General features: G+C 64.4%; 16 protein-coding genes. 10 read left to right on the forward strand and 6 right to left on the reverse strand.

Translation table 11 applies throughout. From position 1 onward, the window contains the following. A partial coding sequence (locus tag VM94_RS27865) for a YbfB/YjiJ family MFS transporter (protein ID WP_144417559.1) occupies window positions 1-560 on the forward strand: 560 nt, incomplete at its 5' end. A 3-nt stretch (window positions 561-563) separates the two neighbouring features. Here the strand turns inward: VM94_RS27865 and VM94_RS19900 are convergent. The 3 genes from VM94_RS19900 to VM94_RS19910 are packed head-to-tail and all read right to left on the reverse strand — an operon-like array spanning window position 564 to window position 3,411. Further along, on the reverse strand, window positions 564-1,601 hold the full coding sequence (locus tag VM94_RS19900; RefSeq protein WP_046685016.1) for a serine hydrolase domain-containing protein: 1,038 nt from the start codon (window positions 1,599-1,601) through the stop codon (window positions 564-566). Continuing rightward, complete coding sequence (locus VM94_RS19905; protein WP_046685017.1) at window positions 1,592-2,398, reverse strand: alpha/beta fold hydrolase; 807 nt, start codon at window positions 2,396-2,398, stop codon at window positions 1,592-1,594. The genes VM94_RS19900 and VM94_RS19905 overlap by 10 nt, the downstream gene beginning before the upstream one ends. After that, a complete protein-coding gene (locus VM94_RS19910; protein WP_046685018.1) occupies window positions 2,395-3,411 on the reverse strand; it encodes a M14 family zinc carboxypeptidase in 1,017 nt (338 codons plus the stop codon). The genes VM94_RS19905 and VM94_RS19910 overlap by 4 nt, the downstream gene beginning before the upstream one ends. A gap of 292 nt (window positions 3,412-3,703) precedes the next feature. Here VM94_RS19910 and paoA point away from each other — a divergent pair, with 292 nt between their 5' ends. The 3 genes from paoA to paoC are packed head-to-tail and all read left to right on the forward strand — an operon-like array spanning window position 3,704 to window position 7,525. Further along, window positions 3,704-4,360, forward strand: coding sequence for an aldehyde dehydrogenase iron-sulfur subunit PaoA (gene paoA / locus VM94_RS19915; protein WP_046685019.1), 657 nt, complete (start codon window positions 3,704-3,706; stop codon window positions 4,358-4,360). Next, complete coding sequence (locus VM94_RS19920; RefSeq protein ID WP_046685020.1) at window positions 4,357-5,316, forward strand: FAD binding domain-containing protein; 960 nt, start codon at window positions 4,357-4,359, stop codon at window positions 5,314-5,316. Before paoA ends, VM94_RS19920 begins: the two co-directional genes overlap by 4 nt. A gap of 4 nt (window positions 5,317-5,320) precedes the next feature. Beyond that, a complete protein-coding gene (paoC, locus tag VM94_RS19925; protein ID WP_046685021.1) occupies window positions 5,321-7,525 on the forward strand; it encodes an aldehyde oxidoreductase molybdenum-binding subunit PaoC in 2,205 nt (734 codons plus the stop codon). A 17-nt stretch (window positions 7,526-7,542) separates the two neighbouring features. Here the strand turns inward: paoC and VM94_RS19930 are convergent, their stop codons facing one another. Beyond that, window positions 7,543-8,760 (reverse strand): serine hydrolase domain-containing protein, encoded by a 1,218-nt coding sequence (locus VM94_RS19930; RefSeq protein WP_200899240.1) that lies wholly within the window; start codon window positions 8,758-8,760, stop codon window positions 7,543-7,545. A 146-nt stretch (window positions 8,761-8,906) separates the two neighbouring features. On the opposite strand from VM94_RS19930, the gene VM94_RS19935 reads away from it, so the two are divergent. From VM94_RS19935 to corA, 5 genes are all read left to right on the forward strand, one after another. Continuing rightward, window positions 8,907-9,425, forward strand: coding sequence for a sigma-70 family RNA polymerase sigma factor (locus VM94_RS19935; protein ID WP_046685022.1), 519 nt, complete (start codon window positions 8,907-8,909; stop codon window positions 9,423-9,425). Next, a complete protein-coding gene (locus VM94_RS19940; RefSeq protein WP_046685023.1) occupies window positions 9,422-10,396 on the forward strand; it encodes a FecR family protein in 975 nt (324 codons plus the stop codon). The genes VM94_RS19935 and VM94_RS19940 overlap by 4 nt, the downstream gene beginning before the upstream one ends. 93 nt (window positions 10,397-10,489) lie before the next feature. Beyond that, complete coding sequence (locus VM94_RS19945) at window positions 10,490-12,865, forward strand: TonB-dependent siderophore receptor (RefSeq protein WP_046685024.1); 2,376 nt, start codon at window positions 10,490-10,492, stop codon at window positions 12,863-12,865. A gap of 240 nt (window positions 12,866-13,105) precedes the next feature. Beyond that, window positions 13,106-14,767, forward strand: a complete 1,662-nt coding sequence (locus VM94_RS19950) for a lipocalin-like domain-containing protein (RefSeq protein WP_046685025.1) — start codon at window positions 13,106-13,108, stop codon at window positions 14,765-14,767. A 188-nt stretch (window positions 14,768-14,955) separates the two neighbouring features. Next, window positions 14,956-15,942 carry a magnesium/cobalt transporter CorA gene (corA, locus tag VM94_RS19955; protein WP_046685547.1) on the forward strand — a complete coding sequence of 329 codons (987 nt, stop codon included), beginning with the start codon at window positions 14,956-14,958 and terminating at the stop codon, window positions 15,940-15,942. A 9-nt stretch (window positions 15,943-15,951) separates the two neighbouring features. On the opposite strand, the gene VM94_RS19960 is transcribed toward corA, so the two are convergent. Beyond that, window positions 15,952-16,650, reverse strand: coding sequence for an alpha/beta hydrolase (locus tag VM94_RS19960; RefSeq protein WP_046685026.1), 699 nt, complete (start codon window positions 16,648-16,650; stop codon window positions 15,952-15,954). A gap of 228 nt (window positions 16,651-16,878) precedes the next feature. On the opposite strand from VM94_RS19960, the gene VM94_RS19965 reads away from it, so the two are divergent. Beyond that, window positions 16,879-17,256, forward strand: coding sequence for a c-type cytochrome (locus tag VM94_RS19965; protein ID WP_200899254.1), 378 nt, complete (start codon window positions 16,879-16,881; stop codon window positions 17,254-17,256). 22 nt (window positions 17,257-17,278) lie between these two features. On the opposite strand, the gene VM94_RS19970 is transcribed toward VM94_RS19965, so the two are convergent. Next, window positions 17,279-18,124, reverse strand: coding sequence for a universal stress protein (locus VM94_RS19970; RefSeq protein WP_046685028.1), 846 nt, complete (start codon window positions 18,122-18,124; stop codon window positions 17,279-17,281). Between the last annotated feature and the right edge of the window lie 27 nt (window positions 18,125-18,151).

An 18,151-nucleotide genomic window follows, 5' to 3' on the forward strand; every position in this document is an offset into this window, starting at 1 on the left:
AAGCCGCCGCATCGTCCCTGGCGCCCGTCGCGCCGTGGCCGCTCGTGCTGATCTACGGGCTGGCGGGATTTGGTTATATCGTCACGGCCACGTATTTGCCCGTGCTGGTCGGCGCCGCCTTGCCCGGGCTGAACTCCGCCCACGTGTGGGCCGTGTTCGGCCTCGGGGCGGCGCCGTCGTGCTTCCTGTGGCACCGGCTGCACGAGCGACTTGGCACGCGCCAGGCGCTGAGGCTCAATTTGCTGCTGCAGGCGCTGGGCGTGGCCTTGCCCGTGCTGGCGCCCACGGCCGTCGGCTATCTGCTCAGCGCCATACTCGTCGGCGGCACGTTTGTCGGCACGGTGACCATTGCCATGCCGGCCGCGCAACGGGCCGCCGTCAAGGCAGCTAAGTTTGGCTCGAACATGATGGCCGTCATGACGGTGGTGTATGGCATCGGCCAGATCATCGGCCCCGTGCTGGCCGGCAGCCTGTATGCGCAGTCGCACAGTTTCAACAGTGCGTTATTGGCGGCGGCCAGTGCGCTGCTGCTGGCGATTATCGTCAGCCTGCGGTTGTAAAAATCAGAGATCGAATGCGCAGCGCATGAAGTCGCGGCGCAGCACATTGATCCTGTCGAACTCGCGCGTGTAATACAGTTTGTTCGTCAGCAGCACGGCATAGCGGCCGCGCCGGGGGCTGAGCCACATGGCCGTGCCCGTGAAGCCCAGGTGGCACCAGACGTCGTCTTGCGGCCCGGTGCCTGCCGCCGGATGCCAGAACAGGCCGCGCGAGGGCTGCAGCTCGCCCGTCTGTACCCTCAGCGATTCCCTCACCCAGGCGGCGTCAAACACATCGCCATGCGGAGTCAGCATCGCCCGCAGGAAGCGCTCCAGGTCCGGCACATTGGAAAACAGGCCGGCAATGCCGCACACGCCGCCCAGCAGCCGGGTTGAAAAATCATGCACGACGCCACACAGGTGGGCGCCCGCCTGCTCGCAGAATTCGGTCGGCGCGATCAGCTGGCCGTGCCGTGGCGCCACGGGACCGTAGCCCGTGGCGGTCATGCCCAGCGGCTGCAGCACATGTTCGGCAAGGGCCACGTCCAGCGGCATGCCCAGCAGCCGCTCGATGACCAGGCCGAGGATCAGGGCTGCGCGGTCCGTGTATTCCACGGCCTGGCCTGGTATGCCTTCCAGCGGCTCGCGCAGCACGCCGCGCACGATATCGTCGTACACCTCGCCATAGCTGGCGCGCAAGCGGGCGCGCAGCGGCAGGCCGGCAGTGTGGGTGAGCAGCTGGAAAACCGTGATCGGCGCCAGCGCGTAGCTTGCCGTGCCGGGCAGCAGATCGGCCAGCCGGCTGTCCAGCCCCAGGCGTTTCTGGCTTACCAGTCTGCCGATGAGCGACCACACGCTGATGATCTTCGTCAGCGACGCGATGTCGAACAATGTGTCGACCTGCATGGCGGCGCTGGAAGGTTCGGGCGTGAGCCGTCCGGCCGCGCTCGTAACTTGGTGGTCCAGGGTGCCCACGGCCCAGGCCGCGCCTGGAAAAATATGTTCGCGTACGCCGGCTTCCACCAGCGCTGTCAATTGCTCTGTAAGGTTGCTTATCTGCATGATGATTGTGCCGTGTTTATCTTGTTATCGTCTGTCGCTGCCACGCCCAGCCACCTCGCCACCGACTGCGCCACCCAGGTCCCCTCGTCGAGCGGCAAGTCGTGGCCCGCGTCGCCGTGGATCAAACAATCGGCTTGCCAGGCGCGCGCCAGACGCTGCGAGCAGCGGTGGTCGACCAATCGGTCCAGCGCGCCAGCCATCACCAGCACGGGCATGGCCGGGCGGACGATGGGCGCGCGGTAGCGGGCGGCCGACAGCAGCTGGCGCAGCGCGTTGCGCCGGCTGACCGGGTATTGCTGCTGAAAACTGAGCCAGTCGGCCAGCAGGGCGGGGTTGCCGCCAGCATGCCGCTGGCTGGTCAGACGCAGGATCAGACTTTCCTGGCTGCACTGGTCGCCAAAGATCAATTGTCGCAGCAGGGCGCCATAGTTTTGCCAGCGCAGGCGCCGGTAAAACGGATTGAACGGCCGCATGCTGGTGTTGATCAGTACGCAGCGGACGATTTCCTGCGGGTAGCGGCTTGCCCATTCGACGGCCACCATGCCGCCCAGCGACATGGCCAGCAAGTGGTAGGGTGCGGGGATGCCGCGCGCCAGCAGCTCCTGGCGGCAGTCTTCCACCATGGCGGCCAAGCGGGTGGCGCTGTCCTGCGCGTGGCGCGTGCCGTTGCCGGGCAGGTCGGGCGTGACGATGTGGGCGCCGGGCAGGGCGCGCGCCAGGGTGGCGGGGAAGCTGCCCCAGTGGCGCTGTTCGCGCATCAGGCCGCGCAGCAGGACCCAGGTGTGCGCGCCGCTCATGATTCATACCATTGCGCCAGGGCGCGCCGGCGCTGCGCCTTGCGCAGCAAGCCTTCCGGCATCCAGCGGCCGTGGCTGCTGGCGGCGCGCATGAGGAAATCGAACCAGACTAGGTGGCGCCGCAGCACGCGCTGCAGGCGGTGCGCGGCCGTGGGGTTGAAGATGCTGACGCGGTTGAACAGCTGGCGCGGGTTTTTCTTGACCCAGCGCCATGAACCCATTTCCAGGGTCAGCGGCAGGAACACGCGTCCGCTGTAGCTGGTGCCGTTCAGGTACAGATAGTCCCACAGGTCGCCATGGGTGCGGTATTGCCGGCTTTGCGGCTCGAACACATAGTTGTGGTTGGGGTAGCTTTGGCTGAACAGCTCTTCCAGCGCGCCGATCTCGGCCAGGTGCTCGATCGGCACCTGGGTATGCGCATGGGGAAACCAGATGCGGTCGCGCAAGCCGAAACCGGAATGGCAATCGAGGGCGATGCTGAACTGGCGCGACAGCAGTTCGCGCTCGACGAGGTCGCACACGGCCTGGCTTTCCACCTCCATCGGCCCTCCGGCAGCGCCCCGGTACCAGGGCAGGCGGGCGCTGTAGCGCTGTCCACCGAGCATGAACGGTACTTTTTCGCGCGCGCTCAATGGCGCATTGCGCATCAGGTCCACGCCCTGCGGATTGCAGCGCGTCGCTTGCCACATGCCGCCAGGATTGACCAGCGGCATGAACACGAGGCGCATGCTTTCCAGCTGCTGGTGCAAGGTGGCGTCCCAGCGCAGGCGCGCGATCAGGCTTTCCAAAAAGGATAGCAGCACCTGCGTGCCGATGCGTTCGAGACCGTGGATGCCGCCGAAAAAGCCCAGCACGGGCACGTCGGGGCTGGGATTGCCCATGGCGATCGAGTACACGGGAAATTCGCGCCCATCCATGGCGATGCTGCAGGGCGCCGCCACTTCCAGGTGGCTGCCGCCCTCGTCGATGAGGCGCTTCAGCATGACCAGCTCGGGCAGATTCTTTTCGATCATCAGGCGTCTGAATGGGAGAGTAGCAGCCAGTGTAGCCGAAATCACGGCCGTGCCCGACGTCCCGCATGGCGAAATTTGCGCGCTGCGCCATGTCACGAAGCCGTCATGTTTGCCGTGTATTTTATTGCCGCCGAGACAAGGCTGCTTGCCCCGCCATGCCATCGCTCTTCCTGTCGACAGGGGCGGCTGAACGTTCGTTCGCGTACAGACGCGTCAACATCCGGCCGTCAGACTGGTGCTTCGGGCCTGCATGCGCCCACCCAGCCAGTCCACAGCCAGGAGGAAGCGCGAGATGACAGAGTCCCATCAAATCAATGCCGGCAGGCGCGGCTTGCTGATCGCCGGTGCGCTGTCGGCCACGGCCGCGGCCGTGCCCGGTGTGGCAGGAGCGGCGGGGGCGGCGCAGGCCGTCAGCACGAGCGGCCAGGCGCCACCAGTCCTGATGAAAGTGAGCCTCGACGTCAATGGCCAGCGCCACAGCCTGGAACTCGATACGCGCACCACCTTGCTCGACGCCTTGCGCGAACACTTGCAGCTGACGGGCACCAAGAAGGGCTGCGACCACGGCCAGTGCGGCGCCTGCACCGTCATGCTCGACGGCCAGCGCATCAATGCCTGCTTGACTCTTGCGGTGATGCATGACGGCGCCAAGGTCACCACCATCGAGGGGCTGGGCACGCCGGAGAAACTGCATCCGATGCAGGCCGCCTTCATCGCGCACGACGGCTACCAGTGCGGCTATTGCACCCCGGGGCAGATCTGCTCGGCCGTCGCCGCGCTGGGCGAAATCCGCCAGGGCATCCCCAGCCACGTCAGCGTGGACTTGAACGCGGCCCCCTCGGTGACGCCGGAAGAATTGCGCGAACGCATGAGCGGCAACATCTGCCGCTGCGGCGCCTACTCCAACATCATCGAGGCGATCACCGAGGTGGCGGGGAGGCCGGCATGAGGGTATTCAGCTACCAGAAGGCCGCCTCGCCGGCCGAAGCGGCGGCCGCCGCCGTGAACACACCGGGCGCCCGCTTCATCGCGGGCGGCACGAATCTGCTCGACCTGATGAAGCTGGAAATCGAGACGCCCGCGCATCTGATCGACGTCAATGGCCTTGCATTGGATAAAGTGGAGACCACGGCCGACGGCGGCTTGCGCATCGGCGCCCTCGTGCGCAACACTGCCTTGGCAGCCCACGCCACGGTGAGGCGCGACTATGCCGTGCTGTCGCGCGCCTTGCTGGCCGGCGCCTCGGCGCAATTGCGCAACAAGGCGACGACGGCCGGCAACCTGCTGCAGCGCACGCGCTGCCCGTATTTCTATGACACGAACCAGGCCTGCAACAAGCGCGTGCCGGGCAGCGGCTGCTCGGCCATCGGCGGTTTCAGCCGGCCGCTGGCGATTCTGGGCGGCAGCGATGCCTGCATCGCCACGCACCCGAGCGACATGGTCGTGGCCATGCGCGTGCTCGACGCCAATATCGATACGGTGCGCTCCGACGGCGCCGTGCGCAGCATCCCCATCGCCGACTTTTACCGTTTGCCGGGCAACACGCCGCACGTGGAAACCGTGCTGCAGCCGGGCGAACTGATCACCAGCGTGACCTTGCCCCGGCCCGTTGGCGGCACGCATGTCTACCGCAAGGTGCGCGACCGGGCCTCGTACGCGTTCGCGCTGGTGTCCGTGGCGGCCATCATCTTGCCCAATGGCACGGGCAGGCTGGCCTTGGGCGGCGTCGCGCCGCAACCGTGGAGAATTTCTGGCGCCGAGCAGGCGATACCTAGTGGCGCCGCCGCCGTCAGCGAACGCCTGCTGGCCGGCGCCAGGCCGACCGACGACAACGCCTTCAAGGTCACACTGGCGCAGCGCACGATTGCCTCGGTGCTGGCTGAAGCACAAGCAAAGAAAGGCTAGGGCCATGAAATTTACGACACCTGCGACCACCAATCCCATCGACCAGCTGAAAGTCGTGGGCCGTCCCACGGACCGTATCGACGGCCCCCTGAAAACCACGGGCACGGCGCCGTACGCGTACGAGCAGAACAAGGCCGCGCCGCATGCGGCCTACGGCCATGTCATCGGCGCGGCGATTGCCAAGGGGCGCATCGCGTCGATCGACACGAGCGCCGCGCGGCGCGCACCGGGCGTGCTGGCCGTCGTGACGGAGGAATCGGCGGGCAAGCTGGGCAAAGGCAAGATGAACACGGCAAAGCTGCTGGGTGGCCCGGATATTGAACATTACCACCAGGCCATCGCGCTGGTCGTGGCGGAAACCTTCGAGCAAGCCCGTTCGGCCGCGCAGCTGCTCGATGTGAAATATGTCGAGCAGCAGGGCGCTTTCGACTTGGCCAAGGCCAAAGGCGGCGCCGCCAAGCCGAAGGAGGGCAAGCCTGACAGCCGTGCGGGCAACTTCGCCGGCGCCTTTGCCCATGCTCCCGTGCGCCTGGACGCCACCTACACGACGCCAGACCAGTCGCACGCCATGATGGAGCCGCACGCCTCGATTGCCGCCTGGGAAGGCGACAAGGTGACGGTGTGGACGGCGAACCAGATGGTGGACTGGGGCCGCGGCGACCTGGCCCGCACGCTTGGCATTGCGAAGGACAAGGTGCGCATCGTGTCGCCGTATATCGGCGGCGGTTTCGGCGGCAAGCTGTTCGTGCGCGCGGAAGCCTTGCTGGCGGCGCTGGGTGCACGCGCGGCGCAGCGTCCCGTCAAGGTCGCCCTGACGCGGCCCTTGATGATCAACAACACGACGCACCGGCCCGCCACCATCCAGCGCCTGCGCATCGGCGCCACGCGCGATGGCAAGATCACGGCCATCGGCCATGAATCGTGGTCCGGCGACCTCAAGGGAGGCCAGCCGGAAACGGCCGTGATGCAGACGCGGCTGCTGTATGCGGGGCCGAACCGCATGACGGCCATGCGCCTGGCCGTGCTCGACCTGCCGGAAGGCAACGCCATGCGCGCGCCGGGCGAAGCGCCGGGGATGATGGCGCTGGAAATCGCCATGGACGAGATGGCGGACAAGCTGAAAATGGACCCCATCGTCTTCCGCATCCTGAACGACACGAAAGTGGACCCGGAAAAGCCGAGCAGGCCATTTTCCCAGCGCCGCCTGATCGACTGCCTGCGCACGGGCGCCGTGGAATTCGGCTGGAAAGAACGGCAAAGCCAGCCCGGCATGCGGCGCGACGGCCGCTGGCTCGTAGGCATGGGCGTGGCCGCCGCGTTTCGCAACAACCTCGTCATGCAGTCCGCCGCCAGGGTGCGTTTGGACGGCAACGGCATCGTGACGGTGGAAACGGACATGACGGACATCGGCACGGGCAGCTATACGATCATCGCGCAGACGGCGGCGGAAATGCTGGGCGTGACCTTGAACAAGGTGGTCGTGCGCCTGGGCGACTCGGATTTTCCCGTCTCGGCCGGCTCGGGCGGGCAGTGGGGCGGCAACAGCTCCACGGCCGGCGTGTACGCGGCCTGCGTGCGCCTGCGCCATGCCATCGCCGGCAAGCTGGGCTTCGATGAGAAAGAGGCGCGCTTTTCCGATGGACAAGTGAGCCAGGGCGAGCGCAGCGTGCCGCTCGCTGCCGCCGCCTACCATGGCGACGTCGTCGCGGAAGACCACATGGAATATGGCGACCTCGATAAAAAATTCCAGCAATCGACGTTTGGCGCGCATTTCGTGGAAGTGGGCGTGGACAGCGACACGGGCGAAGTGCGCGTGCGTCGCATGCTGGCCGTGTGCGCGGCCGGCCGCATCCTGAACCCGAAAGCGGCCCGCAGCCAGGTGATCGGCGCCATGACCATGGGCGTGGGCGCGGCCCTGATGGAAGAGCTGGTGGTCGACCAGCGCCGCGGCTTTTTCGTCAACCACGACCTGGCCGCTTACGAAGTGCCCGTGCACGCCGACATTCCGCACCAGGACGTCATTTTCCTCGATGAAACGGACCCGATGTCTTCGCCCATGAAAGCCAAGGGCGTGGGTGAACTGGGCATCTGCGGCGTGGCGGCGGCCATCGCGAACGCCGTCTACAACGCCACCGGCGTGCGCGTGCGCGACTATCCGGTGACCTTGGACAAGCTGATAGTCAAGTTCGATAAAAAGCTGACGGCGTAGACTTGCCGGCTGGGAGACTATTTCACAAGATTACTATTCATCACTATTTCTCGTATTTTTATTTCAAAATAGTAGTGAAGGGCGCTGTCTTCGCTGAACTGGTTTTCCAGCACAATCACATCGACGTCTTTTTCAGGGAAATAGACTTTGATCGATGCGAATCCCAAGCCTTTTCCGGAGTGTCCTATGTATTTGACGGGGGTCTTGTCGCTGACATACACGCCGTAACCATAGCCATTTTTCTCGCTGCCGAAGGCAACATGCTGGCTCGATATGTCGTAACTCGTCATCAGCCTATAGCTTGCCGGCTTCAAGATTTTTCCCTGATGAAGTTTTTCATCCCAGATAGCCAGGTCTGTGGCATTTGACACGATTCCCCCGGCCGGAATGAAGTCCACCCAGCCCTTTCCCTGAACGGGATGCTGCTTCAATTCAAATGTATTGTTTGCATTGACATAGCCATTGATGACCTTATTGTTTTTATCTTCCTCATAGCAAAAACTGTTGTGCATTCCCAGTTCTTTGAACAAGTCATTCGCCGCTTCGATATACGTCTTCCCGCTGGTTTTCTCAAAAATATTGCCCAGCATTGTATAGGCTGTCACGCCATATAAAAAATCCGTTCCGGGGGCAAAACTGAGCGGCTTGTCAATCTCAGTGATTCCTGCCGAAAAGTTGAGCAATTGATGCACCGTCACTTGGTCGGCCCAGGCCTGCGGTAAATCAGGCAGGTATCGCCGGACGGGACTTTGCAAGTCTATTTTGCCGTTTTCAACTTCCCTTAAAACCAGGACAGCCGTCATTTGCTTGCTGTTCGACATGATCCTGAAATTGTCTTCTGGCGTTAATGGCGTTTTATTCTCAAAATCGGAATAGCCGAAGACTTTCGAGTATTTCGTTTTTCCATGTTGGGTGATCAGAACCACCCCATTAAAAGGTCTTGGGCTTGTTTGCCGTATCAGACGGTCAATTTTGGCAGTGTAGTCATCTGCCTTTTCTGCCGGCGAATGAGCGGCAGCTTGCGCATGCACGAATGTGGCGATGGCCAATAAAAAAGAAACCTTCACGATTGAGAAAATCGTTTTTCTATCAGTGCGAGGAGTTTTCATGGGAATGTCGTGGCTTGGTTGATTAATTCCAGGCAAGCGCTGAACCGCTTGTGCGAGGATGCTATCCGCGTCGCCGATGACCTTGCCCACGCGGCCGTACACCTGCATGATTGCCTTGGCCTGCATGCATGCGCAGGAAAGCGTTGCTAAGTAAGCCTCAGGAAATTATTGTGAATTACTTAGTGTATGACAAGAACAGCGAAAGTCGAAGACATGCCGCAGATCCTGCAATATAATGAGAATCATTATCATTAAAGCCGCCGGATCCGCTCTTGTCTGCCTTGCCTTTCTCCTCGAATGACGCCACCCTGGCCGCCAGCCTGTTTACGGGCCACCAGGGCTGGTTGCTGCAGCGCCTGCTGTTGCGCTTGCGTAACCGGGCGGAGGCGGAAGATGTGGCTTCCGAAACGTTTCTGCGCGTGCTGCATGCGGGGCGATTGTCCGCCATCCGCGAGCCGCGCGCGTATCTCACGACGGTCGCGAAAAGCGTCTTGCTGCAGCAGTGGCGGCGGCGCGATATCGAGCAGGCTTATCTCGAGAGCCTGGCGCTGCTGCCGGAGTCCGTCCAGCCGTCGCCCGAGGAACGCGTCGTGCTGCTCGAAGCGCTGGAGCGGCTGTCGCGCGCGCTCGATACCTTGTCCGCCAAGGCGCGTAGCGCTTTCCTGATGAGCCAGCTCGATGGCCTCACGTATGCGCAGATCGCGGCGCAATTGGGCGTGTCGGCCAGCATGGTGCGCCAGTACATGGCGCAAGGCTTGCGCTGCTGCCTGGCGGCCGCGGACCCGGCATGAGCATGTCCGCTGCGGTGCAGGACGCGGCCATTGGCTGGCTGGTCGAGCTCAGTTCGGGCGAGGCGGACGCGGCCCAGCATCAGGCCTTTGCCCGCTGGCTGGCCGCCGATGCACGCCATGCGGCCGCGTGGCGCGCTCTGGGACTGGCCGTCGAGCACAGCGTCGGCCCGCTGCAGGCGGCGGGCGGGGCGGGGACTGTCGGGCAAACCCTGGCGCGCGCCGCGCAACATGACAACAAGCGGCGGCAGTTGCTGCAGGGCGCCCTGTGCCTGGCGGGCGCGGCCTTCGGCGGCGCCTGGCTGCTGCGCGGCAGCCCGTTCTTGCCGGACTGGAGCGCGGACCTGCATACGGCCACGGCGAATCGGGGCCGCTACACGCTGGCCGATGGCAGCGTGCTGACTTTGGACGCCCGTTCCTCGGCCGATACCGATGTCACCCATGAACACCGCCATGTCACCTTGCGCCAGGGCCAGCTGCTGGCCAGGGTGGCGCATGCGGCAAACGCGCCATTCCTGCTGCGCAGCGCGCACGGCACGGTGACGGCGCCGGGCGGCGAGCTGATGTTGCGGCGCGAAGCGCACGTCACCGTGGCGCTGGCCGTGCGGGGCGATTTCGATGTGCGTCCGGCCGGCGAAGGACTGGCGCGCGTGCTGCGCCAGGGCCAGGCGGCGCGCTTCGACACGGACCGCCTGACGATGCTGCCCGGTATGGCGGCAGGGCAGGCGACGGCGTGGGAGCAGGGCTTGCTGGTGGCCGTCGACCAGCCGCTGGGCGAAGTCGTGGCCGCCTTGCGGCCGTACCGCCACGGCTATATCGACATCACGGCGCAGGCGGCGGCGCTGCGCGTGTCCGGCAACTACTCGCTCGACGACAGCGCAGCGACCTTGCTGGCGCTGGCCGAAACCCTGCCCGTCACCTTGCGCCAGGGTCCCGGCGGCTGGTGGACGGATCTCGATGTGAAGCGGGCCTGAATTATTTTTGCGCCGGCACTGTCACTTTTGGCGCGCCGCGACTCATACCTGGTGTAGCCCCACTTTTCCTTCACCACAAGATAGAGTCCCAGCATGCCACCATTGTTGATGCGCCAGATTCCCCTGGCTGTAATGTTACTTTCCTGCGCCGCGCCCGCCGTCCTGGCGCAAACGCCATCGGTCCAAATGGCGCTGGCCACCGTGCGCTACGACGTGCCGGCCCAGCCGCTGAACGCCAGCCTGATCGCTATTGCCAGTCGTGGCGGCGTGCGCATTTCCATCGATGCGGACCTGGCGCGCGGCGCCGGCGGCGCGGCCGTGCACGGCGATTTCACGGCGGAGCAAGCGTTGCGCCGCGCCTTGCAGGGCACGCAGCTGGCCCTGCTCAAGACCGATAGCGGCGTCTATACCGTGCAAGCGGCGGCGCCACAGGCGGCGGCCGTCCAGCTTGACGCCACGATGCCGGAAGTGGTCATCACCACCAATTACCTGGGCCAGGTGACGGAAGACACGGGTTCTTATACGACGGGCGCCGTCAGCACGGCCAACCGCCTGGTGCTGTCGCCGCGCGAGACGCCGCACGCGGTCAGCGTCGTCACGCGCCAGCAGATGGACGATTTCGGCCTGGTGCAGCTGAGCGAAGTACTCAACCACACGCCGGGCGTGTACGTGCAGCACATCGACAGCGAGCGCACGATTTACTATGCGCGCGGTTTTTCGCTCGACAATTTCAGCTACGACGGCTTGCCGTGGACGCGCGACGCTTCGCTCAACCTGGGCGAATCCCTGGCCAATATGGACCTGTACGACCGGGTCGAGGTGCTGAAGGGCGCGAATGCGCTGATGAGCGGCGCCGGCACGCTGGGCGCCACCGTCAACCTGATCCGCAAGAAGCCCACGCGCGAATGGCGCGCGCTGGCCGACCTCTCGGCTGGGTCGTGGAGCAATTACCGCGGCATGGCGGACGTGGGCGGCCCCTTGAACGGCAGCGGCAGCGTGCGTGCGCGCGCCGTGGCGTCGTACCAGGACAAGCACTCGTTCGTCGACCGCTACCAGCGCCGCTCCGAACTGGCCTATGGCACGGTGGAGGCGGACCTGTCGCCGCGCACCTTGCTGACCGTGGGCGCCGACTACCAGCATACGGTGCCGCGCAACAGCGACTGGGGCGGCGCGCCCCTGTTCGACGCGGACGGCAAGCGTTTCACCATGCCCCGCTCGTTCAACGGTGCGCCAACCTGGAGCACGCAGCAGACGCAAGCGAAATCCGTCTTCGCCTCGCTCGAGCACACCTTCGACAATGGCTGGCTGGCGAATGTGCGCCTGATCCACCAGGCCAACGCCCTGTATGCGCCCGTCGCCTACCTTGACGGTTTCCCGAAGGCGGACGGCAGCGGCACGTCCGTCACGGCGCGCCAGTACAACAGCGACGCCACCAGCAATGGCCTGGACGTGTACGCCAAGGGGCCGTTCACCTTGCTGGGCCGCACGCATGAACTGGTGGTGGGCGCGAATGCCTACCGCAAGCAGTCGGATGACGTCTTCAGCCCGTATTCCTTCATCAAGGTCGATAACATTTACACCTACCGGGGCATAGTCGCTGAGCCGAAGTGGGAACTGGACACGGCGCGCGAAGTCATCCGCCAGAAGGCCGTGTATGCGACCGGCCGCTTTTCGCTGCCGCAGGGCGTGCATGTGATACTGGGCGGGCGCCTGTCGTCCTACGTCAACCCCACGGCCGGGATCGATGAAGCGTCGGTCTTCACGCCGTATGCGGGCCTGACGTGGGACTTCGCGCCAAACCTGACGGCGTTTGCCAGCTACAGCGACATCTTCAGTCCGCAAAACAGCCGCGACGTCGACAACAAGACGCTCGACCCCGTGCTGGGCAAGAATATCGAGGCGGGCGTGAAGGGCGTGTTCCTCAACGGCCGCCTGAACGCCAGCGCGGCCGCTTTCGAGGTGCGCCAGGATAACTTTGCCGAGTCTGTCGACGCCGTGAACAAAGTGACGGGCATGGACGCCTACCGCGCCATCGACGGCGTGCGCTCGCGCGGCGTGGAGCTGGAAGTGTCGGGCCAGCTGATGCCGGGCTGGCAATTGCAGGCCGGCTACACGCACAAGATCGCGCGCGACGCGGCCGGCAAGGTCAATACCCTGGCGCCCGAAGACCAGCTCAGCCTGTACAGCACCTGGCAGCCGATGCCGCGCCTGACGGTGGGCGGCGGCGCCCGCTGGCAATCGCGCACCTGGCAACAAACCCGGGCCGTGCGGGGCGGCACCACCACCGTGCACCAGGGCTCGTATGCCGTGCTCGACGCCATGGCGCGCTACCAGCTCTCCGATCGCCTGGCCCTGTCGCTGAACCTCAATAACCTGGGTGACCGCAGCTACTACGGCATCAGCACGGGCCGCAGGGTCAGTTACGGCGACCCGCGCAATGCGATGCTGAGTTTGAACTACCGCTATTGATTGTGGCTTGGGCGGCGCCAGCCGGGCCGCCTGCACGCATGTTGCGCGGGTGACAATTGGAGATCATTGCGCCGCGCGCAGTCAGTACACTGGCTTGGCAGAATCGTCTGCCAATACGGGAAAGGGGGTGGCGTCCGGCGCGCCAAGCTGACATGCTGTTGTTGTATGCGGCCGCATCATTGCAGGCAAGCCCTGCCGCGGCGCGCTCCTGTCGTGCTATTCCCTCCAGCAAGAGCCACCATGAACCCCATCACCCTGCAAAACATCGCCCAAGCCCTGTGGATGAAAGACTATGATGCCAGCAAGATTCCTCCCGATCTGTTGCGGCGCATAGAGAGCGCCGCCAATAGCGAAGCGGCGTATGCCGACCGTTTTCTGCTGCGCCTGCAGCAACTGGAGGACCATCAACTGTCCTTCGTGCAGGAGCGTACGGAGCGCTATGCCTTGCTGCGTCAGCACTTGCTGCAGACAAAGGCGATGAGCCCGCGCGAGTTTTATGCCAGCTGCCTGTTCCTCGGGCCGGAATCGAATACGGGCTATGCGCCAGTTCCCCTCGACCCGCAGTTTTCCTTCCCGCAAATTGATTTGCCTCAACTGCAATACCAGCTGGGCTGGCATTTTTTTGTCGGCAATTTTACGGATGCCGGCGGCCATCACTACAGCGTCGAGCTGATGTTCTGGCAATACGCGCTGCTGCCGCCGCTGCTGGCCGCCGAACTGGGCCTGAGCGATATTGAAAACCAGTCGCTCGAGATGCACCTGGCGATCTGCGATCCGCAGACGGGCCTGCAGTACCGCGCCAACACGGTGGTCGTGGCCGGCACCACGGGCCTCGTCGAAGTGGAGGCCAAACCGTTTGCCTACCGCATCGGGCGCAACGCCATCGAAGGGCTCGATGCGGGCGGCAGCCTGTTTCCCGTGCGCCTGCAGGCGCGCGGCTGGGACATGGGCAAGCCCGTCGATGTGGAATTCGGCATCGATATCTCGCTGGATAATCCCAAGGGCTATTTCATGCAGGGAGACGGCGGCTGTTCGCCCAGCATCGATGGACTGGGCACCTTGTATTACTCGGCCTCGCTGCTCAAGCTGCGTCCGGGCGCCGCGAATGTGATTACCATCGACGGCAAGCGCATCGAATTGACGGATGGCAGCATGTGGTACGACCATCAATGGACCGCGGGTTTCATGCCGAAAGGCGGCGCCCAGCATGCGGTGCTGCGCGCCGCCGCCAACCTGACGCCGGCGCCGCCTGGCGGATGGGACTGGTTTGAAGTGCAGTTCCAGGCCGGACTGGCGCCAGGCTTGCAGGAAGTGCAGATGACGATCTCCGCGCTCCACTCGCTGGACAACGAGCAGTTCTATTGGCAGACGGGGCCGACGCCACCGAAGCCCATGACGGCCAAATTCAATGGCAAGTACATCGACGCCGACAACGCCACCCTGGACCTGACGGGCACCATGACCGTGACGGCCTGGGTCAAGGACGACACTTCGCCCAACCCCGCCGTGTATCCGGCGACGGACACCTGGTATCCCGCGCATTACCAGTTTTCCATCGACCAGCAACTGCCGCAGCGCCTGCGCACCTTTACCCTGGAGCCATTGATCGCCACGGGCCAGTCGGGCTTTTTCGGCACCGGCCTGCAATACACGGAAGGCGGCGCCATCGCCCGTGACGCGGCTGGCGCGGAGATCGGCCGCGGCTTTGCCGAAGGCACGAACTGGGCGCATTCGGCCGATACCGTCGTCAGCGCTGCCGGGCTGGCCCCCAACGAGCAGACGCGCGCCTTGCTCGATCCGGTGCCCCCATCGGCGCAGCTGGTGGCGCAAAGCCAGGCCTACGTGTATGCCAACGCGGACGAGCTGAAAGCGATCCTCGCCGCAGCCAGGGGCATGGTCTAGTCATGCCAGCCAGGGCGCCCGCTTGCGGGGCCGCCCTGGCGTAGTGACTGCCGCTGGCCTATCGATACAGCATTTCCATTGAGTGAAGGCAAGGTGCGTTTTTTTGGCGAGTTTCCTCCATACTACGCCTGAACGTATTTTTCGCCGCGTCATGCCAGCGGCAGCCACTTTTACTTTTGGACATGTATATGGATTTAAGCCACCACGCCGCCGTCGTCAATTGCGAAGCGTATCGCGACGGCAAGAAGATCGCCCACTTCGACATCGACAAGGTGGGCGACTTTCTCGGCGATCCCGATTGTTTCGTCTGGATCGGCATGGCCAGCCCCGACGCCACGGCCATGCAGGCGCTGCAATCGGCGTTCGGTCTGCACGAACTGGCCGTCGAGGATGCGCAGGGCGCGCACGAGCGGCCCAAGCTGGAAGAGTACGGCGACACCCTGTTCATGGTGATGCACACGGCCACCCTGGACGGCGAGGCCATCGTCTATGGCGAAACCCACGTCTTCCTCGGCCCCCGCTTCATCATCACGGTGCGCCATGGTCCTTCCGCCGGCTATGCGAAGCTGCGCGAGCGCAAGGAAAGCGTGCCCGAGAAACTGGCCAGCGGCCCCGGCTACGTGCTGTATTCCATCATCGATTTCATCGTCGACCAGTACCAGCCCTGCATCGACCATTTGCAGGCCCGCTTCCAGCACTACGAACTGCAGCTGTTCAAGCCCAGTTTGAGCGAAGACAAGCTGCAGGATTTCTACCAGCTCAAGACGGAGCTGCTCAAGCTCGACGCGGCCGTCAATCCCCTGCACGACATCTGCACCCAGCTGATCCGTTTTCATGGCGACATCGTGCCCAAGGAAAACCGCATCTATTACCGCGACATTCTCGACCACGTCAAACGGGTCACGCACACGGCGGGGCAGATGCGCGAGCTGGTCAACTCGGCCATGCAGGTGGCGCTGGGGCAAATCTCGATCCGCCAGAACGAGGTCGTCAAGCGCCTGGCCGCCTGGGCCGCCATCCTGGCCGTGCCCACCATGGTCTTCAGCCTGTACGGCATGAACTTCGAATTCATGCCGGAACTGAAGTGGCGCGGCAGCTATCCTGCCGTGATCGTCGTCATCATCGCCGGCTGCGTCTGGCTGCACCGGCGCCTGAAGCGCGAAGGGTGGCTGTAGGCAGCAGCCTTATTCGCCGGCCACCGCGCCTGCCGCCTCGAGTATCAGCGCCGCCACTTCGACGGGGCGCGAAGCCAGCGACGCGTGGCTGGCATTCAGGCTGATGATTTTCCGCGCATTCAGCCGCGCCGCCATGCGCTCCTGATTGACGGGGGAAATCATGCGGTCGGCAGTGGAAACTTGGTACCAGCTGGGTTTGTGCTTCCAGGCCGGGTCGCTGACGGTGTCGCCGAAGGTGCTGGCCAGCGGCGCTTTCTGCACCACGCCCAGCACGGCGCCTTCTTCCACATCGAGGTCCTGGCAAAAGCTGTCATGGTACTGCTCGGGCTTGACCCACAGGTAGCCGTCGCTGTCGCCCTCCAGGCTGGCCGCGCCGATGGGCGGGTGTTCCTGCGTGATGCCGCCCGGGCTTTCGCCCGCGTCGGGCGCGAAGGCGGCGATGTAGACGAGGCCCGCCACATTCGGCGCATTGCCGGCCACGCTGATGACGGCGCCGCCGTAGGAGTGTCCCACCAGCAATACCGGGCCATCGACCTGCGCCACCATCTTGCGCGTGCGTTCGGCGTCGTCGGCCAGGGACGTCAACGGCAGTTCGACGGCGCGGATGGCCGTGTGGCCCTGGCGCCGCAATTCGGCAATAATGCGGCTCCAGTGGGCGGCGCCGCCCCAGAAACCGTGGACGAGGACGGTGGTGACTTGCTTGCTCATGCGAATACTCCTTGTGGCGGTGGCGCTGACAGGGGAGGCGGCATGAGCCGCGCGGCCTGTCAGCAGGCGGCCGCGCAGTGTCCAGCCTGGCTATTGTAGGCCGTTCCTCGGCTGCACGCGTCGCTTGTTGAATGAGTAATCCCGGTTAAAATATCGCCGGGAGCATCGACCCTTGCGTGGGGTGTCCTGATTTCGCTCCGATTGATATCAATAACAAACTACATGACAATGAAATTAGTATTTATCGCTACGCTGGGCCTTTTATCTCTGCTTCACACATCGTCCTCCTTCGCGGAGAACATCAATGGAAAAAATCTGTACATGCAGCGATGCGCCGTGTGCCACGGAGCGGAGATCAAGGGAACGGGGCCGCTGGCAAATAAAAGCAACCCCCGTACCCCCGATCTGACCACCGCCGCTTTCAAGAAACGGCTCAATGATTATCCGGGCGTGATCGTGTCGTCGGTCATCCTTCGTCCGAATGGCGACCTGATTCCAAAGACCTTGAAAGAGAATGGCGTGAAAATTGCGCCGCACGCCTGGAGCGTGAAGGATTTTCGCGATCTGAATCAATACATGAGCGGCGTGATTTTACAAAAACGATGACGCCATTCGACTGCATGGCCGCCTAGTGCGACACCAGCACCGGTAACGTCATCTCCTGCAGCACCGTGCGCGTGACGCCGCCCAGCAGCGCTTCGCGCAGGCGCATGTGGCCGTAACAGCCCATCACGAGCAGGTCGCAGTGCCGCTGGGCCGCCATGGCCAGCAGGGCCGTGCCCACGTCCTGGCCCGGCGGCGTGTCGTGCTGCAGCACTTCGACGTTGACGCCATGGCGCGCCAGGTACAGGGCCAGGTCGGCGCCTGGCTGCTCGCCGTGCGCGGCCGGCTGGGCGTGTGAATTGACGACGGCCAGGGTCACCTGCCGCGCCCCTTGCAGCAGCGGCAGCGCATCGGTGATGGCGCGCAGCGCTTCGGTGCTGCCGTTCCAGGCCAGCAGCGGATGCTGCGCGATGCCCGCTGGCGCGGCCGAAGGCGCGTGCGGCACCATCAGCACGGGCCGGCCGCAATGGAGCATCAGGTATTCCGGCGTGCCGGCGATGACGCGCGACGGCGTATCCTGCGCATCCGTCTGGCCCAGGATCAGCAAGTCGCAATAGCGCGCCTGCAGCAGCAGCGCGCCTTGCGCATCGTCGTCGACGAAGCGCGTTTCATAGGCGCCCAGGCCTTCTTCGCGGGCGATGCGCTCGAAGTCGTGCAAGGCCTCGCTGGCCTGGGTGCGCAGCGCCTGCATCTGCGCCGGCGCAAACTGCAGCGCATTGACGCCGCCGCCATACGCGTAGCGCGAGATGCCGCTCATGGCCGAGCCGATCAGGTGCGCGCCTTCGGCAACGGCCAGGCGCACGGCCAGGCGGATGCGCTGGGCGCAGTGGCGGGAATTGTCGACGTGGACCAGCAGGGTAGTGTAGGGCATGGCGTTTTCCTCGGTTGTCGCGCGGTT

This window comes from Janthinobacterium sp. KBS0711 (assembly GCF_000988085.1).
GTDB lineage: Bacteria > Pseudomonadota > Gammaproteobacteria > Burkholderiales > Burkholderiaceae_D > Janthinobacterium > Janthinobacterium lividum_E.